Raw genomic sequence first — 16,692 nt, 5'->3', positions numbered from 1 at the left:
CGCGCGCCACGCCAGAATGCCCCTCAGCCTCAGTCCAGCGCAGGCGCCTTGCGATGCTGTGTCGCGCTCTCGTAGCCGTACGCGTAGGCCAGCAGCTCCGCCTCGCTCCACTGCTTGCCGACGAACAGCAGCCCGAACGGCGCCCCCGAGGCGTAGTAACCGGCCGGCACCGTCACGGCCGGCAGGCCGGCGATGTTGATCTCGCCCACCGTGGTCTCCTGGATGGTGCCGGTCTTGTTCAGCGGCAACTCTTCGCGCATCTGCGGAAACACCAGGCCGTCGAGTTGGTGCCTGGCGAACACGGCGTCGACGATGCGCAGGTAGGCCGCCTTCAGCGCGATGAAGTCAGACAGGTCCGGCGGCGTGGCCGGTGCCGCGAGGCTGGCCTTGAACTGCGGCAGGTTGTGCAGGTAGCTCAACACGCCGCCGGGACCGAAAGCCGACTGCTGGGCCGTGGCCTCGGCGAAGGCCGCGAAGCTCTTGAGCGCGGCGTCCGGGCCCAGGCGCTCCAGGTACTTCTGCAGGTCGTAGGGCACGGACTCCATGCCGCGCGCGTCGAAGTTGGGCAAGGGCGTGGTGGGCTGGCGCAGCGCCGCGAAGCCAGTGCCCAGGAACGGGTCTTCCACGAGGATGGCGCCCTGCGCCGTCAGTTCTTCGGCGGCGCGGTCGTAGAGCTTGCGCGCTTCGGCCGACAGCGGCTGCGGCCGCCAGCCGGCGCCGTACAGACCCAGCCGCACGCCCTTCAGTGCGTCCTTGCGCAGCTTGGCGGTGTAGCCGTCCACCGGCGTCTTGCCCACGCCGGCCAGCGTCTTCGGGTCTTCGGCCGAGTAGCCCGCGAGCACGTCGAGGCACAGCGCGGCGTCGCGTACGCAGCGCGCGATCGGGCCGACCACGTCGCGGTTGCCCGACAGCGGCATCACGCCCGCGTTGGGCACCAGGCCGATGGTCGGTTTGATGCCGACCAGGTCCTGCGCCGAGGCCGGGTTCTGGATCGAGCCGCCGGTCTCCTCGGCCAGGCCCAGCACCGCCATGCTGGCGCCCACGGCGGCGGCGGTGCCGGCGCTGCTGCCACCCGGCACGCGCTCGGGCACCACCACGTTCAGTGTCGGCCCAGCCCAGCTATCGTCGGCGTGCGTACCGGTGTGGCTCAGCACCGGCACGTTGGTCTTGCCCAGGATCACGGCGCCGGCCGCGCGCATGCGCGCGACCACGGGCGCGTCGGTGGCGGGCATCAGGTCCACACCGCCGGTCTTGCTGTGCAGCAGCGACCAGCCGGCCGTGGTCGGGAAGCCGACCATGTCCATCGGGTCCTTCACGACCACGGGCACGCCGGCCAAGGGGCCCAGCGTCTCGCCGGCCGCGCGGCGCCGGTCGATGGCGCGCGCATCGTCCAGCGCCTGCCCGTTCAGGAAGATGATGGCGTTGTAGCGCGGGTTGTGCGCCTCGATCTGGCGCAGGCAGGCCTGGGCCAGGCTCTCGGCGGTGAAGGCGCCGGTGCGAAAGCCCTCCTGCACGGCCTCCACGGTCAAGGTGGTCAGGTCGACGGCGATGGGCTGTGTTGCGGTCGTGTGCATGGGGAACTCCTGGTTGAAGGCGGTTGTTTGCGGCGCGCGCGCCGCGCCGGGACCGTGGTTGAAAAACGTTGGGGAAAAGGCGTGGTCAGAACGTCATGTGCCGGTCGACCACGGCGTCGGTCAGCGCCGCGATGGGGCCGCTCGCCACGATGGTTCCCTTCTCGAACATCGCGAAGTGGCTGGCCACGCGGCGCGCGAAGTCGATGTTCTGTTCGACCAGCACCATGGTCAGGCCGAACTCGCGGTTCAGCCGCGTGATGGCGGCCTCGATCTCCTCGACCACCGAGGGCTGGATGCCCTCGTTCGGCTCGTCGAGCAGCATCACCTTGGGGCGCGCCGCCAGCGCGCGGGCCAGCGCCAGCTGCTGCTGCTGGCCGCCCGACAGCACGCCGCCGGGCCGCTGCAGGTTGGCCGCGAGGTAGGGGAACAGCTCCAGCGCCAGCGGCGGAATCTCGCGCGGGCCGCGGCCCGCGAAGGCGCCCATCAGGATGTTCTGCTGCACGCTGAAGTCCGCGATGATCTCGCGCCCCTGCGGCACGTAGGCGATGCCGGCACGCGCGCGCTGGTGCGTGGGCAGGCCGTCGATGCGTTGGCCCTCCAGTTCGATCGCGCCGGTGGACTGCACCATGCTGCCCATCAGCGTGCGCAGCACCGTGGTCTTGCCCATGCCGTTGCGCCCGAGGATGGCGGTGACCTGGCCGGCCGGGATGTGCAGGCTCACGTCCTGCAGCGCGTGGCTGCGGCCGTAGTAGCTGTTGACGGTGGTGAGCTTCAGCATGATGCGGCGATTCCATGGGAGCCGAGGTACGCCTGGCGTACCTTGGGGTCGCGTTCGATCTCGGCGACATTGCCTTCGGCCAGCACCTTGCCCAGGTGCAGCACGGTGATGCGCTCGGCGATGTCGCGCACGAAGGCCATGTCGTGTTCCACCACCAGGATGGTCTGGCGCCCGCGCAGGGCCATCAGGATCTGCGCGGTCTTGCGCGTCTCGGCCTGCGTCATGCCGGCGGTCGGCTCGTCGAGCAGGATCACCTGGGGCTTCTGCGCGGTCAGCAGGCCGAGTTCCAGCCACTGGGTCTGGCCGTGGCTCAGGTCGGCGGCCTGGCGGTGCTGCACGTCCTGCAGGCCGATCAGCGCGAGGATCTCGTCGACGCCGCTCACCGCCGCGCGGCCGAAACCCCAGCGCAGGTTGCGCAGGATCGAGGGCTCGCGCGTCGCGGCCACGGCGAGGTTCTGCCGCACCGTGAGTTCGCGGAACACGCTGGGGATCTGGAACTTGCGGCCGATGCCGGCGCGCGCCACGCGGTACTCGGGCCAGTTCGTGATGTCCTTGTCGTGCAGCACCACCTGGCCCTGCGTGCTGCGGGTCTTGCCCGAGACCAGGTCCATCAGCGTGGTCTTGCCGGCGCCGTTGGCGCCCAGCAGCACGCGCAGTTCGCCCTCGGCCACCTGCAGCGAGACACCGTCCACCGCCTTGAAGCCGCCGAAGCTGACGCCCAGGGATTTCAGTTCGAGTGCGACGGCGGTCATTTCGCACCCCGCATTGCCTGCCGGTCCAGCAGGTCGTGCACCCAGCCGGCCATGCCCTTGGGCAGGTACAGCACCACGAGCACGAAGGCGAGCCCGACGATCACGCGCCAGGCCTCGACCAGCGCTTGCGTCTCGCTGGCGGTGGACTCCAGCATGTTGATCAGGATGGCACCCACGCAGGCGCCGAGCAGCGAGCCGCGCCCGCCCACCGCGGCCCACACCACCATGGTGATGGAGAAGGCCAGGTCCATGAAGGTGGGCGAGGCGAACTCGGCCACCACCACATAGAGCATGCCCGCCAGCGCCGCGATGCCGGCCGACAGCGCGAAGAAGAAGGTCTGGTAGTGCGCCACGTCGAAGCCCAGGTAGCGTGCGCGCTGCGGGTCGCCCGCCGTGGCGCGCAGGATCAGCCCGGCGCGCGTGGCCAGCAGCAGCCGCGCACCCACCAGCACCAGCGCCAGCAGCCCGGCGATGAGGTAGTAGGTGCCGACACCGTAGGGGTCGAACTCGAAACCGCCCACCTTGAGCCAGGCCAGATCCGACAGGCCGTTGAAGCCGTTCGTGAGCGGTTGCGCATCGACCAGCAGCAGGCGCACCAGCAGCACCAACGCGAGCGTGATGATGGACACGAACACACCCGCGATGCGCTTGCGGAACACCACCAGCCCGAGCAGGAAGGCCACCAGCACCGGCAGCACCACGCCCATCAGGATGCCGAAGGCCTGGTAGCGGAACGGCGACCACAGGAACGCGCCGCTGTTGATGCAGCACAGGTCGATCACCGCACCGGGTTCGGCGTTGGACAGCATGAAGTCCGGCACCGGCCCGTTGCCGCCGTGCTGCAGGCTGGTGGGGCTGGCCATCTTGAGCGACATGGCCAGCATGTAGGCGCCGATGCCGAAGAACAGCCCCTGCCCCAGGTTCAGGATGCCCGCGTAGCCCCAGCACATCGCGATGGCGACGCCCAGCATGCCGTAGACCAGGTACTTGCCGAGCCGGTTGAGCCAGAAGCCGTCGAGCACCAGCGGCGCCAGCGCCACCAGCGCGAGGAAGACCGCATAGGCGGCGTAGGTCGCGCGCCTGTCCAGAGTGGAATGCATGGCTCAGCGTCCTTTGAAGGAGAACAGGCCCTGCGGGCGCACGATGATGAGCAGGATCACGAGGCCGAACATCACGGCGCGCGCCACGATGTCGTTGGCCATGGCGGCGACGACGCCGTTGATCTCGCCCAGTCCGAGCGCCATGACCACGGCGCCGAGCAGGCTGCCGACACCGCCCGCCACCACCACGAGGAAGCTGTCGACCACCAGCGCCGTGCCCATGTCCGGCGAGACGGTCTTGAAGCCCGCCACCAGCACGCCCGTGATGCCGGCCAGGCCCGCGCCGAACGCGAAGGTCCAGGCGTTCACGCGCTGCACGTCGATGCCACAGGCCGCGGCCATGCGCGGGTTGCGGATGATGGCGCGCACCTGCATGCCCATGCTGGTGCGGTACAGCAGGAACCAGGTGGCCAGTGTCAGCACCAGGGTGGCTGCGACGATGAAGGCGCGGTAGGCGTTGATGGACACCCCCCCGATCAGGAACGCGCCCTGCAGCTCGGCCGGCACCGGCATGTTCTGCAGCCCCGGACCCAGGCCCTGGATGTGGATGCCGAAGAACGACAGCCCACCTTCGAGCCGCACGGCCTGCTGCACGAGGATGGCCACGCCCCAGGTGGCCAGCAGCGTGTCGCCCAGGCGGCCGTAGAGCCGGCGCACCACGCAGCGCTCGATCAACAGGCCCAGCAGCGCCGTGACCACGAAGGCGATCGGGATCGCCGCGTACAGGCCCCAGCCCAGCCAGATCTGCGTCATCACGGCCGCATAGGCACCGACCATGACCATCTCGCCATGGGCCATGTTCACCACGCCCATGGCGCCGTAGATGATGACCAGGCCGAGCGAGGCCAGCAGGAGGATCGAGCCCACGCTCAGGCCGATCAGGAGTACATCCATCATGAAGGGATTCCTTGGAGGACGCGGCCCACCCCGGCGTCTCTCGCCGTCCGTGGTGGGCCGAGGGGACTGCTTAGACCTTGACCTGCGCCGCGCCCTTGCGCGTGCACATCAGGTTGGCGTCGGTCTCGCCGTAGGCGAAGTAGGGCAGCGGGCGGATCGGCTGGGCGCCTGCGTCCACCACCTTGGCCTGGCCGTCGGCCTGCCACTGGCCCACGCGCGGCGTCATCCAAACGTGCAGGCTTTCCGGATCGATGCGCACCTTGCCGCCCGGGGCGTCGTAGCTCTGGCCGCCGATGTTGGCGCGGATGGCGTCGGCCGTGGTGGCCTTGCCGGCCTCGACCGCCTGCTTCCACAGGAACACCTGGAAGTACGCGGCTTCGAGCGAGTGGTAGGTCACGGCCTTGGGGTCGTTCACGAACTTGCGGTAGCGCTCGATGAAGGACTTGTTGGCCGGCGTGTCGATCGACATGAAGTAGGGCACCGAGATGTAGCTGCCGGCCGCGTATTCGGCGCCCATGGCGGCGACCTCGATCTCGCTGGTCACGGTGGCGCAGATCGGCACGGCGGCCTGCGACATGCCCTGGTTCTTGTACTCGCGGTAGAAGGCCACGAGCGAGTCGCCGACCACGTTGGACAGCACCACGTCGGCGCCCGATTCCTTGATCTTGCGGACCATGCTGGCCCATTCGGAGTGGCCCAGTTCCAGGTATTCGTCGGCAACCCAGGTGGCACCCGATGCCTCGATCAGCTTCTTGCTGACCTTGGACATCTCGCGCGGGTAGACGTAGTTGGAGCCGACGATGAAGAACTTCTTCTTGCCCAGCTTCTGCACGATCCACGGGATGTAGTTGCCCAGCTGCTGGTTGGCCACCGCGCCGCTGTAGACCACGTTCTTGGAGCACTCGAATCCCTCGTAGTGCGTCTGGTAGAACAGCATGGCGTTGCGACGCTCGAACACCGGTAGCACGGCCTTGCGGCTGGCCGAGGTGTGGCAGCCGAACACCGTCTCGATGCGGTCGCGCGTGACCAGCTTGGAGGCCTTCTCGTTGAAGGTCTTGGGGTCGGAGGCGCCGTCTTCCAGCACCACCTCCACCTGCCGGCCCAGCACGCCGCCCGAAGCATTGATCTCCGAGACCGCCAGGCGCACTGCGTTGGCCAGCATCTTCTCGACGATGGACAGGCCGCCGGTCTGCGAATAGAGCGCACCGACCTTGATGCTGTCGGCGGCCATGGCCGAGCGCATCCAGGCGGGCGATGCCACGGCGGCGACCGAGGCGGCGGAAGAGACGAGAAGACGGCGACGTGTGGAAGTCAACATGGCGGAACCCTTAAGACGTTTGGCCACGCGGCATGCGCGGCCCATGGTGGAAAAACCCGTGTCAAGCGAAACCAGCCGACGGCACTGTCGAGCGCAGGCAAAAAAAAACCCACGTCGCAGCGTGGGCTGCGATGTGGGCTTCATTGCCAGGGTCCAGACAACACACATGGTTGCCGGGATGAACCGCACCAGGCCTGACGGATCAAGGGGGGTGCAGCCGCTGCATCTGCGAATTTCGTCGATGCAGCGAGCGGAATCTTATATGCATTAGCCGGAGGTGTGCAACAAAGTTTCCATGTTGATGATGGAGCTGGCGATCTGCTCCATCGACAGGCGCTTGGCCATGGCCTGCGCGCGGATCGCCTGGTAGGCGTCGCCCTCGCTGATCCCTTTGGAGGCCATCAGGATCGTCTTGGCGCGGCTCATGGCCTGGTCGCTCGCGATCTTGCGGCGCAGCTTGCGGTTCTCTTTCAACAGCGTCTGCCGCTCGGCCCAGATGCTGCGCGCGGCGACCAGGCTGGCCAGCAGGCCGAAGGGCTTGATGGGCTTTTGCACCACGGCGAAGGCGCCGCTTTCCAGCACCAGCTGCAGCGTGGTCGGGTCCTCGTAGTTGACGATGGCGATCACCGTCGGCTCGGGCTTGGCCAGCGACTTGAGCAGCACTTCCGTGGCATGCCGCCCTTCGCCCTCGATCAGCAGGAACAGCACGTCGGCGTTCGAGGCCAGGGCCTCGGGCACCGGCCAGACCATGCTGACCATGCAGCCCACGCGGCGCAGGTGGCTGACCAGCGCATCGCCTTCCTCATCCGGCGGATGGACGACGACGACCTTGAGCTCGGGCAGTTGGCGCAACAGCGAGATGGACATGCGGTGCTCCGATCACTCCAGGCGGCCACCGAGCGGGTCGAACCGGCTCTCGAACATGTAGGGGTCGGGCTTGACGCGGACCTCCGGGTCGTCGACCACGCGGAACTGGCCCGCATCGTCCACGCGTGCCACGCGCGGCCACAGGTAGGTGTGGTGGTTCTCCTTGTCGATGCGCACGCGGCCCTGCGGCGCGTCGAACTCGTGCTCGTGCAGGTGCGGCAGCATCGCGTCGAGCCGGTCGTCGCCGGCGCGCTCCAGCGTCTGCGCGTAGAGCTTCACCTGGAAGTAGGCGGCCTCGGCATTGGCGGTGATCGGCAGGTCCGGCCCGAAGCGCTTGCGCCAGGCGGCGACGAACTTCAGGTTGGCCGGCGTCTGCAGCGTCGAGAAGTAGGGCGCCGCGGTGATGCTGCCGCGCGCCGCCTCGACCGACATCTGCGCGATCTCGGCCTCCTGCGTCGACTGGCTCGCGATCGGGTGCGTGCGCTGGTCGAAGCCGGCCTCGCGGTAGGCGGTGTAGAAGCGCGCGATGCCGTCGCCCACCACGGTCGAATAGATGGCGTCGGGCTGGGCCGCCTTGATGCGGCGCAGCACCTTGGCCATGTCGATGTCGGCCACGCGCAGCGGCACGTACATCTCGTCCAGCACCTCGCCGCCGGCCTGGCGGAACAGGTCCGCGATGATGCGGTTGGACTCGTAGGGGTAGACGTAGTCCGAGCCGATCAGGAACAGCCGCTTGCCGAAGTGGCGCGTGAGGTAGCGGACCAGCTGCACCGAGTTCTGGTTGGGCGCGGCACCGGTGTAGACGCAGTTGGGCGAGTACTCGAAGCCCTCGTACAGCGTCGGGTAGAACAGCAGCGCGCGGTGCGCCTCGACCACCGGCAGCAGCGCCTTGCGCGTGCTGGACATGTGGCCGCCGAAGACCACGCGCACACCGTCCTGGTCGCACAGCTGGCGCGCCAGCTCGCCGTAGCGCTTGGGGCGCGATTCAGGGTCGTAGAGCACCGGCTCGATAGTGCTGCCGAGCACGCCGCCCTCGGCGTTGATCTCCTCGATGGCCAGCAGCGTGGCGGCCTGCTGCGTGCGCTCCACCGCAGCGGTCACCCCGGTGGTGGAGAACAGGACGCCGACGCGCCAGGTTCGGTCTGTGGGTGTGCTCACGGTGGCGATTCTCCAAATGAAAAAAGCTCCCAACGGCCACGCGAGGGGCCGTTGGGAGCTTCACTGCTCCGAAGTCATGGGGCGGGGCGATGCACGCATCGCAGCCGCCTGCACTTTAACAGCGTCACGGGGAAAACCCGAACACTTCGGCCGCGCCGTCGGCGCCCCAGACCTGCTCCAGCGCCTGCCATGCGGCCTGCACGACCGCATCTCCGCGCCGCCCGGCCAGGCACACGAACTGCAGTTCGCAGGGAATGCGCACCCGGTCGGCCACGGCCAGGCCGTGCGTCTGGCTCTCGCGCATGGCGATCGCATCGCGCACCAGCGACAGGCCCACGCCCGACTTGATCAGGTCCAGCATCGAGGCCTCCTGGTCCACCAGCGCGGCGCGCCGCGGCGCCAGGCCGCGCGGGCCGAACACGCCCTGCAGCAGCCGGTGGTGGGCGGATTCGGGCGGCGTCTCCAGCCAGGGCAGGGTGGCCAGGCCCTCCCAGTCGCGCCCCGCCACCTGCGGGCCCCAGCCGCTTGGGGCCACCACGCGGTAGTCGAAGCGCGTGAGCGTGCGCCCGGCCAGCTGCAGCGCCTCGGTCGCGGCCAGGCTGGGGCTCAGGTAGAAGCACACGTCGAGCTGGCCCTGCTGCAGCTGCGCCAGCACGCTGCCACTGATGCCGTGGCGCAGTTCGGTGGCGATCTGCGGCGCCGAGCGCACCAGCGCCCCGAGCCAGTCGCCCAGCCGCAGGAACGAGGGGTCGAGGATGGTGCCGATGCGCAGCAGGCCACGCGCGCTGCCATGCAGCCGCTCCACGCCGCGCGCGAAGTCGTCGGCCGCGGCCAGCGTGCGCTCGGCCAGCTGCAGCAGCGCCGCGCCGTCGGCCGACAGCGACATGCCGTGCGCGCCGCGCTGGAACAGTTCCAGCCCGCTGGCCTCGGCCAGCTTCTTGAGCTGCAGGCTCAGCGCCGGCTGCGTGCGGTGCAGCTGCGCGGCCGCACGCGAGACGCTGCCCTCGCGCGCCACGGTGACGAAGGCGCGCAGCAGGTGCAGGTCGAGCAGGGCGGGGTTCATATTTGCGCCGCTTATACCAGTAGGGGTGAGAACTCATTGGCTTCGCTGCTGCGTGCAGGCGACACTCGCGCCCCCAGGGAGACACACGCATGAGCGGCAGCAATACCTTCGACCACATCGTCATCGGCGCCGGCACGGCCGGCAGCCTGATGGCCAACCGCCTGAGCAAGGACCCGCGCAAGCGCGTGCTGCTGATCGAGGCCGGCGGCAAGGACGATTACCACTGGATCCACATCCCGGTCGGCTACCTGTACTGCATCGGCAACCCGCGCACCGACTGGCTCTACCAGACCGAGCCAGATGCCGGCCTCAATGGCCGCACGCTGCGTTATCCGCGCGGCAAGACGCTGGGCGGCTGCTCGTCCATCAACGGCATGATCTACATGCGCGGCCAGGCGCGCGACTACGACAGCTGGGCTGCCGCCACGGGCGACGAGGCCTGGCGCTGGGACAACGTGCTGCCGGCCTTCAAGCAGCACGAGGACCACTACCTCGGGGCCAACGAGATGCACGGCGCCGGCGGCGAATGGCGTGTCGAGAAACAGCGCCTGCGCTGGGACATCCTCGACGCATTCGCCGCTGCCGTGCAGCAGGCCGGCGTGCCGCACAGCACCGACTTCAACCGCGGCGACAACGAGGGCGTGGGCTACTTCCAGGTGAACCAGAAGAACGGCTGGCGCTGGAACACGGCCAAGGCCTTCCTGCGGCCCACCTGCTACGGCCGCCCCAACTTCGAGCTGTGGACCGGCGGCCAGGTGGCGCGGCTGCTGCTGGAGCGCCAGGGCGACGGCAGCCTGCGCTGCACGGGGGCGGAGGTCTGGACCGGCGGCGAGCTGGTCACCGTGCGCGCCACGGGCGAGGTGCTGCTGTGTGCCGGCGCCATCGGTTCGCCGCAGATCCTGCAGCTCTCGGGCATCGGCCCAGGCGCCCTGCTGCAGCAGCACGGTATCGCGGTGCAGGCCGAGTTGCCAGGCGTGGGCGAGAACCTGCAGGACCATTTGCAGATCCGCGCGGTCTACAAGATCAGCGGTGCGCCCACGCTCAACGTGCTGGCCTCCACGCTCGTGGGCAAGGCCCGCATCGGGCTGGAATACCTGCTCTCGCGCAGCGGGCCGATGAGCATGGCGCCTTCGCAGCTGGGCGCGTTCACGCGCAGCGACCCGGGCCAGCCCTACGCCAACCTCGAGTACCACGTGCAGCCGCTCTCGCTCGACGCCTTCGGCGAGCCGCTGCACAGCTTCCCGGCGTTCACGGCCAGCGTCTGCAACCTGAACCCCACGAGCCGCGGCAGCGTGCGCATCAAGAGCCCGCGCTTCGGCGATGCGCCGGCCATCGCGCCCAACTACCTGAGCACCGATGCCGACCGCAAGGTGGCCGCCGATTCGCTGCGCGTGACGCGCCGCATCGCGGCCCAGCCCGCGCTGGCGAAGTTCAAACCCGAGGAATTCAAGCCCGGCCCGCAGTACCAGACGGACGAGGACCTGGCGCGCCTGGCCGGCGACATCGCCACCACCATCTTCCATCCGGTGGGCACCGCGGCCATGGGCCGCGACGGCGACCCGCGCGCCGTGCTCGACAGCCGCCTGCGCGTGCGCGATGGCAAGGGAAGGGTGATCGCCGGGCTGCGCGTGGTGGATGCGGGCGCCATGCCCACCATCACCAGCGGCAACACCAACAGCCCCACGCTCATGATGGCCGAGAAGGCTGCGGCGTGGGTGCGCGAGGCGGGCGGCTGAGCGCCGCCCGCGGGTGGATCAGCGCTGCGTCAGCAGCGCCGCGAACATCGCCGTGCCGATCACGCCATGCACCTGGGTGGTCGGGTGCATCGCGTCCCAGAACAGGAAGGGCGGCATGAAGGCCGGCTGCGTCACGTCCACGCAGGTGGCCGGGTTGGTGAACAGGCAGGTGGCGGCGCCCTTGCCCGGGGCCAGGAACTCGGCGGCCGGCACCTCGTCGATGATGAGGCCGGTGGACAGCATGGTCGCGCCGAGCTTGTAGATGTCCACCGTCACGATGCGCACGCCGCGCAGCTCGCGCTCCAGGTTGTTCAGCGCGCTCTTGAGCAGCGCGTTGTGCTGCTTGCTGAGCGCCGTGAACTGCGGGCCGGCGTTCTGTGCCACGGCGAAGGGCGTGATGCCCATGTCGGCCAGGTTGGGCACGATGAAGTCGCGCGCGCCGGCCACGTACAGGCCGCGGATCGCGGTGGTCACGTTGGCCACCACCGTGTAGGGGTCGCTCGTCAGCATCTGCAGGTAGTCGTTGGAGCCGCTCCAGACCATGTACAGCGCGTTGCTGGGCGCCTTGCGGCCATTCAGCGCGGTCGTGAACTGGCCGACCTGGCCCAGCAGGCCCGGCACCGTGAAGCCCATGGGCGTGGGCGTGGACACGCCCGAAGCCGAGCCGCCGAACGCGAAGCTCAGCGCCGGCTTGGTGCTCAGCGTGGGATCGGTCACCGAGGGCGAGAGCTCGGCGTTGTTCTTGCGCGCGATCAGGCGCCACAGGTACTCGGCCGCCACCGGGCCGTTGCTGAAGCGGCCCTGCCAGTAGGTGGCATAGGGCGTGGCCGACGGCGGGATCGCGGGCGTCATGCCCATGCTGCCGCTGACGATGTAGTCGTTGCCGGTGTCCGACAGGCTGTCGCCGAAGACGTAGAAGCCGGGGTACTTGACCTGGCCAGCCCAGGCGGCTGGCAACAAGGCCAGGAACAGGGCCAGGCAGAGCAGGCGCCACAGCGCGCGCAGTTGGTTCGAGAACATGGGGTTTTCCTCCCAGGAAAAGGTGGTATTGAGAAAACCATCTTACGTAACCAGATGCCAAATTCGGTATGAAATCAATGCAGATGTGTAACAGTGACCGCGTGAATTTCGGACGAATGTGGCGCGGGCACCGCGAGTGATTTTTGGGGTACATCCGCGCCCTGTGTGACCCTCCTCACCGACGCCGGTGCGCGTGCTGAAGAAACTGGGCTCTCCTCGATGCCACGGCCATGGCACCACCGCGCGGCGACGGGGCGATGCCCGGTTTCCAGGGCGCAGAGGTCAGCGCGGCCAGTGTGTTACCGCCGGGGCGGCTCAGGCCGCCGTCGGTACCTGCGCCAGGTGTGCATGGATCTGGGCCACCGCCGCCGCCCCTTCGCCGATGGCGCCGCCCACGCGCTTGACCGAGCCGGAGCGCACGTCGCCCACCGCGAACACGCCTGGCACGCTGGTCTCCAGCGCGCCCTTGGCCATCGCGGCGTCGCCGGTCTGCACGAAGCCATGGTGGTCTACCGCCACGCCGCAGCCCTGCAGCCAGTCGGCTTCAGGCTCTGCACCGACGAACAGGAACAGGTTGCGGGCCGGGCAGTCGTGTTCGCCGCCCGTGCGCGCGTCGCGCCAGGTCGCGCCTTCCAGCCCGGTGTCGGGCTCGCCGTGCAGGTGCACCAGCTCGGTGTGCGGGCGCAGCACGATGTTGGGCGCGGCCTCGATGCGGTCGATCAGGTAGCGCGACATGCTGGCCGCCAGCGAGGGGCCGCGCACCAGGATGTTGACCAGCGCCGCGTGCTGCGCGAGGAACACTGCGGCCTGTCCGGCCGAGTTGCCGCCGCCGACCAGCGCCACCTCCTGTTGCGCGCAGATGCGTGCTTCGATGGCCGAGGCCCAGTACCACACGCCACGGCCTTCGAATTCCGCCAGCCGCGGCACCCGGGGCCGGCGGTAACGCGCGCCACTGGCCACCACCACCGTGCGCGCGCGCAGCTGCCGGCCGTCGGCCAGGCCCACGCGCAGACCCGCGCCGGTGTGGGCGCCGCTGCAGTCCAGCGACGCCGCCTTGGCCGGGATCATCATCTCGGCGCCGAACTTCTGCGCCTGCACGTAGGCCCGCCCGGCCAGTGCGCCACCCGAGATGCCGGTCGGAAAGCCGAGGTAGTTCTCGATGCGCGCGCTGGCGCCGGCCTGGCCGCCGTAGCTGCGGCAGTCCAGCACGACCACGCGCAACCCCTCGGAGGCGGCATAGACGGCGGTTGCCAAGCCGGCCGGCCCGGCGCCGACCACCACGACATCGAACAGCTCCGTGTGCTCGGCCGTGTCCACCATGCCGATGCAGCGCGCCAGCGCCTCCTCGCTCGGGTTGACCAGCACCGCGCCGTTGGGACAGGCCACCAGCAGGCCGGCCTCGCCGTACTGCTGCAGCAGCGTGGCGGCATCGGCGTCGGTGGACGCATCCACCACGTGGTAGGGCTGGCCATTGCGGCGCAGGAAGTTCTGCAGCCGCACCACGTCGGCCGATTCGGGCGGGCCCAAGAGCACCGGGCCGCTGGCGCCGGCATCGATCAGCGCCACGCGTCGCAGGATCAGCGCGCGCACCAGGCGTTCGCCCAGGTCGGCCTCGGCCACGATCAGGGCGCGCAACTGGTCGGGTGGCACCAGGATCGCTTCCACGTCTTCGTCGGCATGGCCGTCCACCAGCGCCGGCTGGCCCGACAGCGTGCCGACCTCTGCCAGGAACTGCCCCGGCCCCTGCACCGCGACCGGCGTCACCCGGCCGAGGCCGTCGCGCTGCGTGACGGCCACCGCGCCCGCCAGCACCAGGTACAGGCCAGGCCCCGGCTCGCCCGCGCGGAACAGGCAGCTGCCGCGGGCGTAGTGCCGTACGGTGCCGAAGCGGCGCACCCGCGCGGCATCGGCCGCGTTCAGCACCGGGAACATCTGGTGCCGGCGCGTTTGCACTTCAACGGTTTCGGGGGTGGCCATGGATGTCCTTTGGCGGAGGGGCGCCGGTGCAGCACCGGCGTGCCGCTTCATTCTGCAGGATCGCTGCGCGCCGGCCGCGCTGTCAGGGCGCCGCGCCGCAACGGCAGGCTATGGCGGCCATCGAAAACGGATATCGGCGCGGCCACGCTTCGGCGCCAGAATGGTCAGCCTCTTCCCGACCACAGCACCAGGAGCCCCGATGAGCCAAGACAACACCCCCGCGAAGTGCCCCTTCAGCCAAGCCGCCAGCGTTGGCCGCAGCAACCGCGACTGGTGGCCCAGGCAGCTGCGCATCGACCTGCTGCACCAGCACTCCTCCAAGTCCGACCCCATGGGCGTGGGCTTCGACTACGCCGCCGAGTTCAAGACGCTGGACCTGGCCGCCGTCAAGGCCGACCTGGCCGCGCTCATGACCGATTCGCAGGATTGGTGGCCGGCCGACTTCGGCCACTACGGCGGCCTGTTCATCCGCATGGCCTGGCACAGCGCCGGCACCTACCGCATCGGCGACGGGCGCGGCGGCGCGGGCCGCGGCCAGCAGCGCTTCGCGCCGCTCAACAGCTGGCCCGACAACGTGAGCCTGGACAAGGCGCGCCGCCTGCTGTGGCCGATCAAGCAGAAGTACGGCCGCAAGATCTCCTGGGCCGACCTCATGATCCTGACCGGCAACGTGGCGCTGGAGACCATGGGCTTCAAAACCTTCGGCTTCGCCGGTGGCCGCCGCGACGTGTGGGAGCCCGACCAGGACGTGTACTGGGGCCGTGAGGACACCTGGCTCGGTGGCGACGTGCGCTACAGCCAGGGCTCACCCGGCGTCGACAAGGACCGCGGCGTGCTGGTCAAGGACGACGACAGCCAGGTGCCGCATTCGCGCGACCTGGAGAACCCGCTGGCCGCCGTGCAGATGGGCCTGATCTACGTGAACCCCGAGGGCCCGGACGGCAAGCCCGACCCGGTCGCCGCGGCGCGCGACATCCGCGATACCTTCGCGCGCATGGCCATGGACGACGAGGAAACGGTGGCACTGATCGCCGGGGGCCACACCTTCGGCAAGACACACGGTGCGGCCGCGGCTTCCCACGTGGCGGACGAGCCCGAGGCGGCAGGCATCGAAGCCCAGGGCTTCGGCTGGAAGAACAGCCACGGCAGCGGCGTCGGCGCCGACGCCATCACCAGCGGCCTGGAAGTCACCTGGACCACCACGCCCACGCAGTGGAGCAACAACTTCTTCGAAAACCTGTTCGGCTTCGAGTGGGAACTGACGAAGAGTCCGGCAGGCGCGCACCAGTGGGTGGCCAAGGACGCCGGCGAGATCATTCCGCACGCGTTCGACAAGACGAAAAAGCAGCGGCCCACCATGCTCACGACCGACCTGTCGTTGCGCTTCGACCCGGCCTACGAGGCGATCTCGCGCCGCTTCCTGGCCAACCCGGACCAGTTTGCCGATGCCTTCGCGCGGGCCTGGTTCAAGCTCACGCACCGCGACATGGGACCGCGTGCCCGCTACCTGGGCCCGGAAGTGCCGGCCGAGGTGCTGGTCTGGCAGGACCCGGTGCCTGCGGTGGACCATCCGCTGGTCGATGCGCAGGAGATCGCGGGCCTCAAGTCCAAGCTGCTGGCCTCGGGTCTCAGCGTGGCGCAGCTGGTCTCCACGGCCTGGGCCTCGGCTTCCACCTACCGTGGCTCGGACATGCGCGGCGGCGCCAACGGCGCCCGCATCCGCCTGGCACCGCAGAAGGACTGGGCCGTGAACCAGCCGGCGCAACTGGCCCAGGTGCTGGCCAGGCTGGAGGGCGTGCGCACCGATTTCCAGGCCGGCGGCAAGAAGATCTCGCTGGCCGACCTGATCGTGCTGGCCGGCACGGCCGGCGTCGAGAAGGCGGCGCGCGATGCGGGCCACGAGATCGAGGTGCCGTTCACGCCGGGCCGCACGGATGCTTCGCAGGAGCAGACCGACGTGGCCAGCTTCGCGCCGCTGGAGCCCGTGGCCGATGGTTTCCGCAACTTCGTGAAGGGCCGCTACGGCGTGCCAGCCGAAGTCTTCCTGGTCGACCGGGCGCAGCTGCTGACGCTGACGGCGCCGGAGCTGACCGTGCTGGTGGGCGGCCTGCGCGTGCTGGGCACCAATGCCGATGGCAGCGCGCACGGTGTGTTCACCGACAAGCCGGGCCAGTTGACCAACGACTTCTTCGTGAACCTGCTCGACATGGGCACGGAGTGGAAGCCGGCCGGCACCGACCCGCAGGCGCTGTACGAGGGCCGCGACCGCAAGACCGGTGCGGCGAGGTGGACCGCCACGCGTGCCGACCTGGTGTTCGGCTCCAACGCGGTGCTGCGCGCGACGGCCGAGGTCTATGCCTGCGCGGACGCGCAGGCTAAGTTCGTCGAGGACTTCGTGGCAGCCTGGGTCAAGGTGATGGAGCTGGACCGGTTCGACGTGGCGTGATCGGCA

13 protein-coding genes are annotated in these 16,692 nt (G+C 69.5%); 2 read left to right on the top strand and 11 right to left on the bottom strand.

Annotated features, from left to right (window positions below):
- Positions 1 to 29: 29 nt before the first annotated feature.
- From ACSQ4M_RS03875 to ACSQ4M_RS03835, 9 genes are all read right to left on the bottom strand, one after another.
- The gene (locus ACSQ4M_RS03875; protein WP_436188354.1) at positions 30 to 1,574 is read right to left on the bottom strand and encodes an amidase; all 1,545 of its coding nucleotides are present in this window, start codon (positions 1,572 to 1,574) and stop codon (positions 30 to 32) included.
- Between the two features lie 85 nt (positions 1,575 to 1,659).
- Entirely contained in the window at positions 1,660 to 2,352 is a 693-nt protein-coding gene (urtE, locus tag ACSQ4M_RS03870; protein ID WP_436188353.1) for an urea ABC transporter ATP-binding subunit UrtE, read from the bottom strand.
- Positions 2,346 to 3,104 carry an urea ABC transporter ATP-binding protein UrtD gene (gene urtD / locus ACSQ4M_RS03865; RefSeq protein WP_436188352.1) on the bottom strand — a complete coding sequence of 253 codons (759 nt, stop codon included), beginning with the start codon at positions 3,102 to 3,104 and terminating at the stop codon, positions 2,346 to 2,348. Before urtD ends, urtE begins: the two co-directional genes overlap by 7 nt.
- Positions 3,101 to 4,204, bottom strand: a complete 1,104-nt coding sequence (gene urtC / locus ACSQ4M_RS03860) for an urea ABC transporter permease subunit UrtC (protein ID WP_436188351.1) — start codon at positions 4,202 to 4,204, stop codon at positions 3,101 to 3,103. Before urtC ends, urtD begins: the two co-directional genes overlap by 4 nt.
- A gap of 3 nt (positions 4,205 to 4,207) precedes the next feature.
- Complete coding sequence (gene urtB, locus ACSQ4M_RS03855; RefSeq protein WP_436188350.1) at positions 4,208 to 5,101, bottom strand: urea ABC transporter permease subunit UrtB; 894 nt, start codon at positions 5,099 to 5,101, stop codon at positions 4,208 to 4,210.
- A 70-nt stretch (positions 5,102 to 5,171) separates the two neighbouring features.
- A complete protein-coding gene (locus tag ACSQ4M_RS03850) occupies positions 5,172 to 6,419 on the bottom strand; it encodes a transporter substrate-binding domain-containing protein (RefSeq protein ID WP_436188349.1) in 1,248 nt (415 codons plus the stop codon).
- 267 nt (positions 6,420 to 6,686) lie between these two features.
- A complete protein-coding gene (locus ACSQ4M_RS03845; RefSeq protein WP_436188348.1) occupies positions 6,687 to 7,286 on the bottom strand; it encodes an ANTAR domain-containing response regulator in 600 nt (199 codons plus the stop codon).
- A 12-nt stretch (positions 7,287 to 7,298) separates the two neighbouring features.
- On the bottom strand, positions 7,299 to 8,444 hold the full coding sequence (locus tag ACSQ4M_RS03840; RefSeq protein WP_436188347.1) for a transporter substrate-binding domain-containing protein: 1,146 nt from the start codon (positions 8,442 to 8,444) through the stop codon (positions 7,299 to 7,301).
- 124 nt (positions 8,445 to 8,568) lie between these two features.
- Complete coding sequence (locus tag ACSQ4M_RS03835; RefSeq protein ID WP_436188346.1) at positions 8,569 to 9,507, bottom strand: LysR family transcriptional regulator; 939 nt, start codon at positions 9,505 to 9,507, stop codon at positions 8,569 to 8,571.
- An 89-nt stretch (positions 9,508 to 9,596) separates the two neighbouring features.
- On the opposite strand from ACSQ4M_RS03835, the gene ACSQ4M_RS03830 reads away from it, so the two are divergent.
- The gene (locus tag ACSQ4M_RS03830) at positions 9,597 to 11,243 is read left to right on the top strand and encodes a GMC family oxidoreductase (protein ID WP_436188345.1); all 1,647 of its coding nucleotides are present in this window, start codon (positions 9,597 to 9,599) and stop codon (positions 11,241 to 11,243) included.
- Positions 11,244 to 11,261: 18 nt separating this feature from the next.
- Here ACSQ4M_RS03830 and ACSQ4M_RS03825 read toward each other — a convergent pair whose 3' ends face one another.
- Both ACSQ4M_RS03825 and ACSQ4M_RS03820 read right to left on the bottom strand, forming a co-directional pair.
- A complete protein-coding gene (locus tag ACSQ4M_RS03825) occupies positions 11,262 to 12,263 on the bottom strand; it encodes an SGNH/GDSL hydrolase family protein (protein ID WP_436188344.1) in 1,002 nt (333 codons plus the stop codon).
- Between the two features lie 315 nt (positions 12,264 to 12,578).
- Entirely contained in the window at positions 12,579 to 14,240 is a 1,662-nt protein-coding gene (locus ACSQ4M_RS03820) for an FAD-dependent oxidoreductase (RefSeq protein WP_436188343.1), read from the bottom strand.
- A gap of 199 nt (positions 14,241 to 14,439) precedes the next feature.
- Here ACSQ4M_RS03820 and katG point away from each other — a divergent pair, with 199 nt between their 5' ends.
- Positions 14,440 to 16,686, top strand: coding sequence for a catalase/peroxidase HPI (katG, locus tag ACSQ4M_RS03815; protein ID WP_436188342.1), 2,247 nt, complete (start codon positions 14,440 to 14,442; stop codon positions 16,684 to 16,686).
- Positions 16,687 to 16,692 lie beyond the last annotated feature (6 nt).

The organism is Pseudorhodoferax sp. LjRoot39 (assembly GCF_964253035.1).
Taxonomy (GTDB): domain Bacteria; phylum Pseudomonadota; class Gammaproteobacteria; order Burkholderiales; family Burkholderiaceae_C; genus Pseudorhodoferax.
Note: the sequence above shows the minus strand (reverse complement) of the source record. Positions and strands in the feature narration are given on the sequence as shown.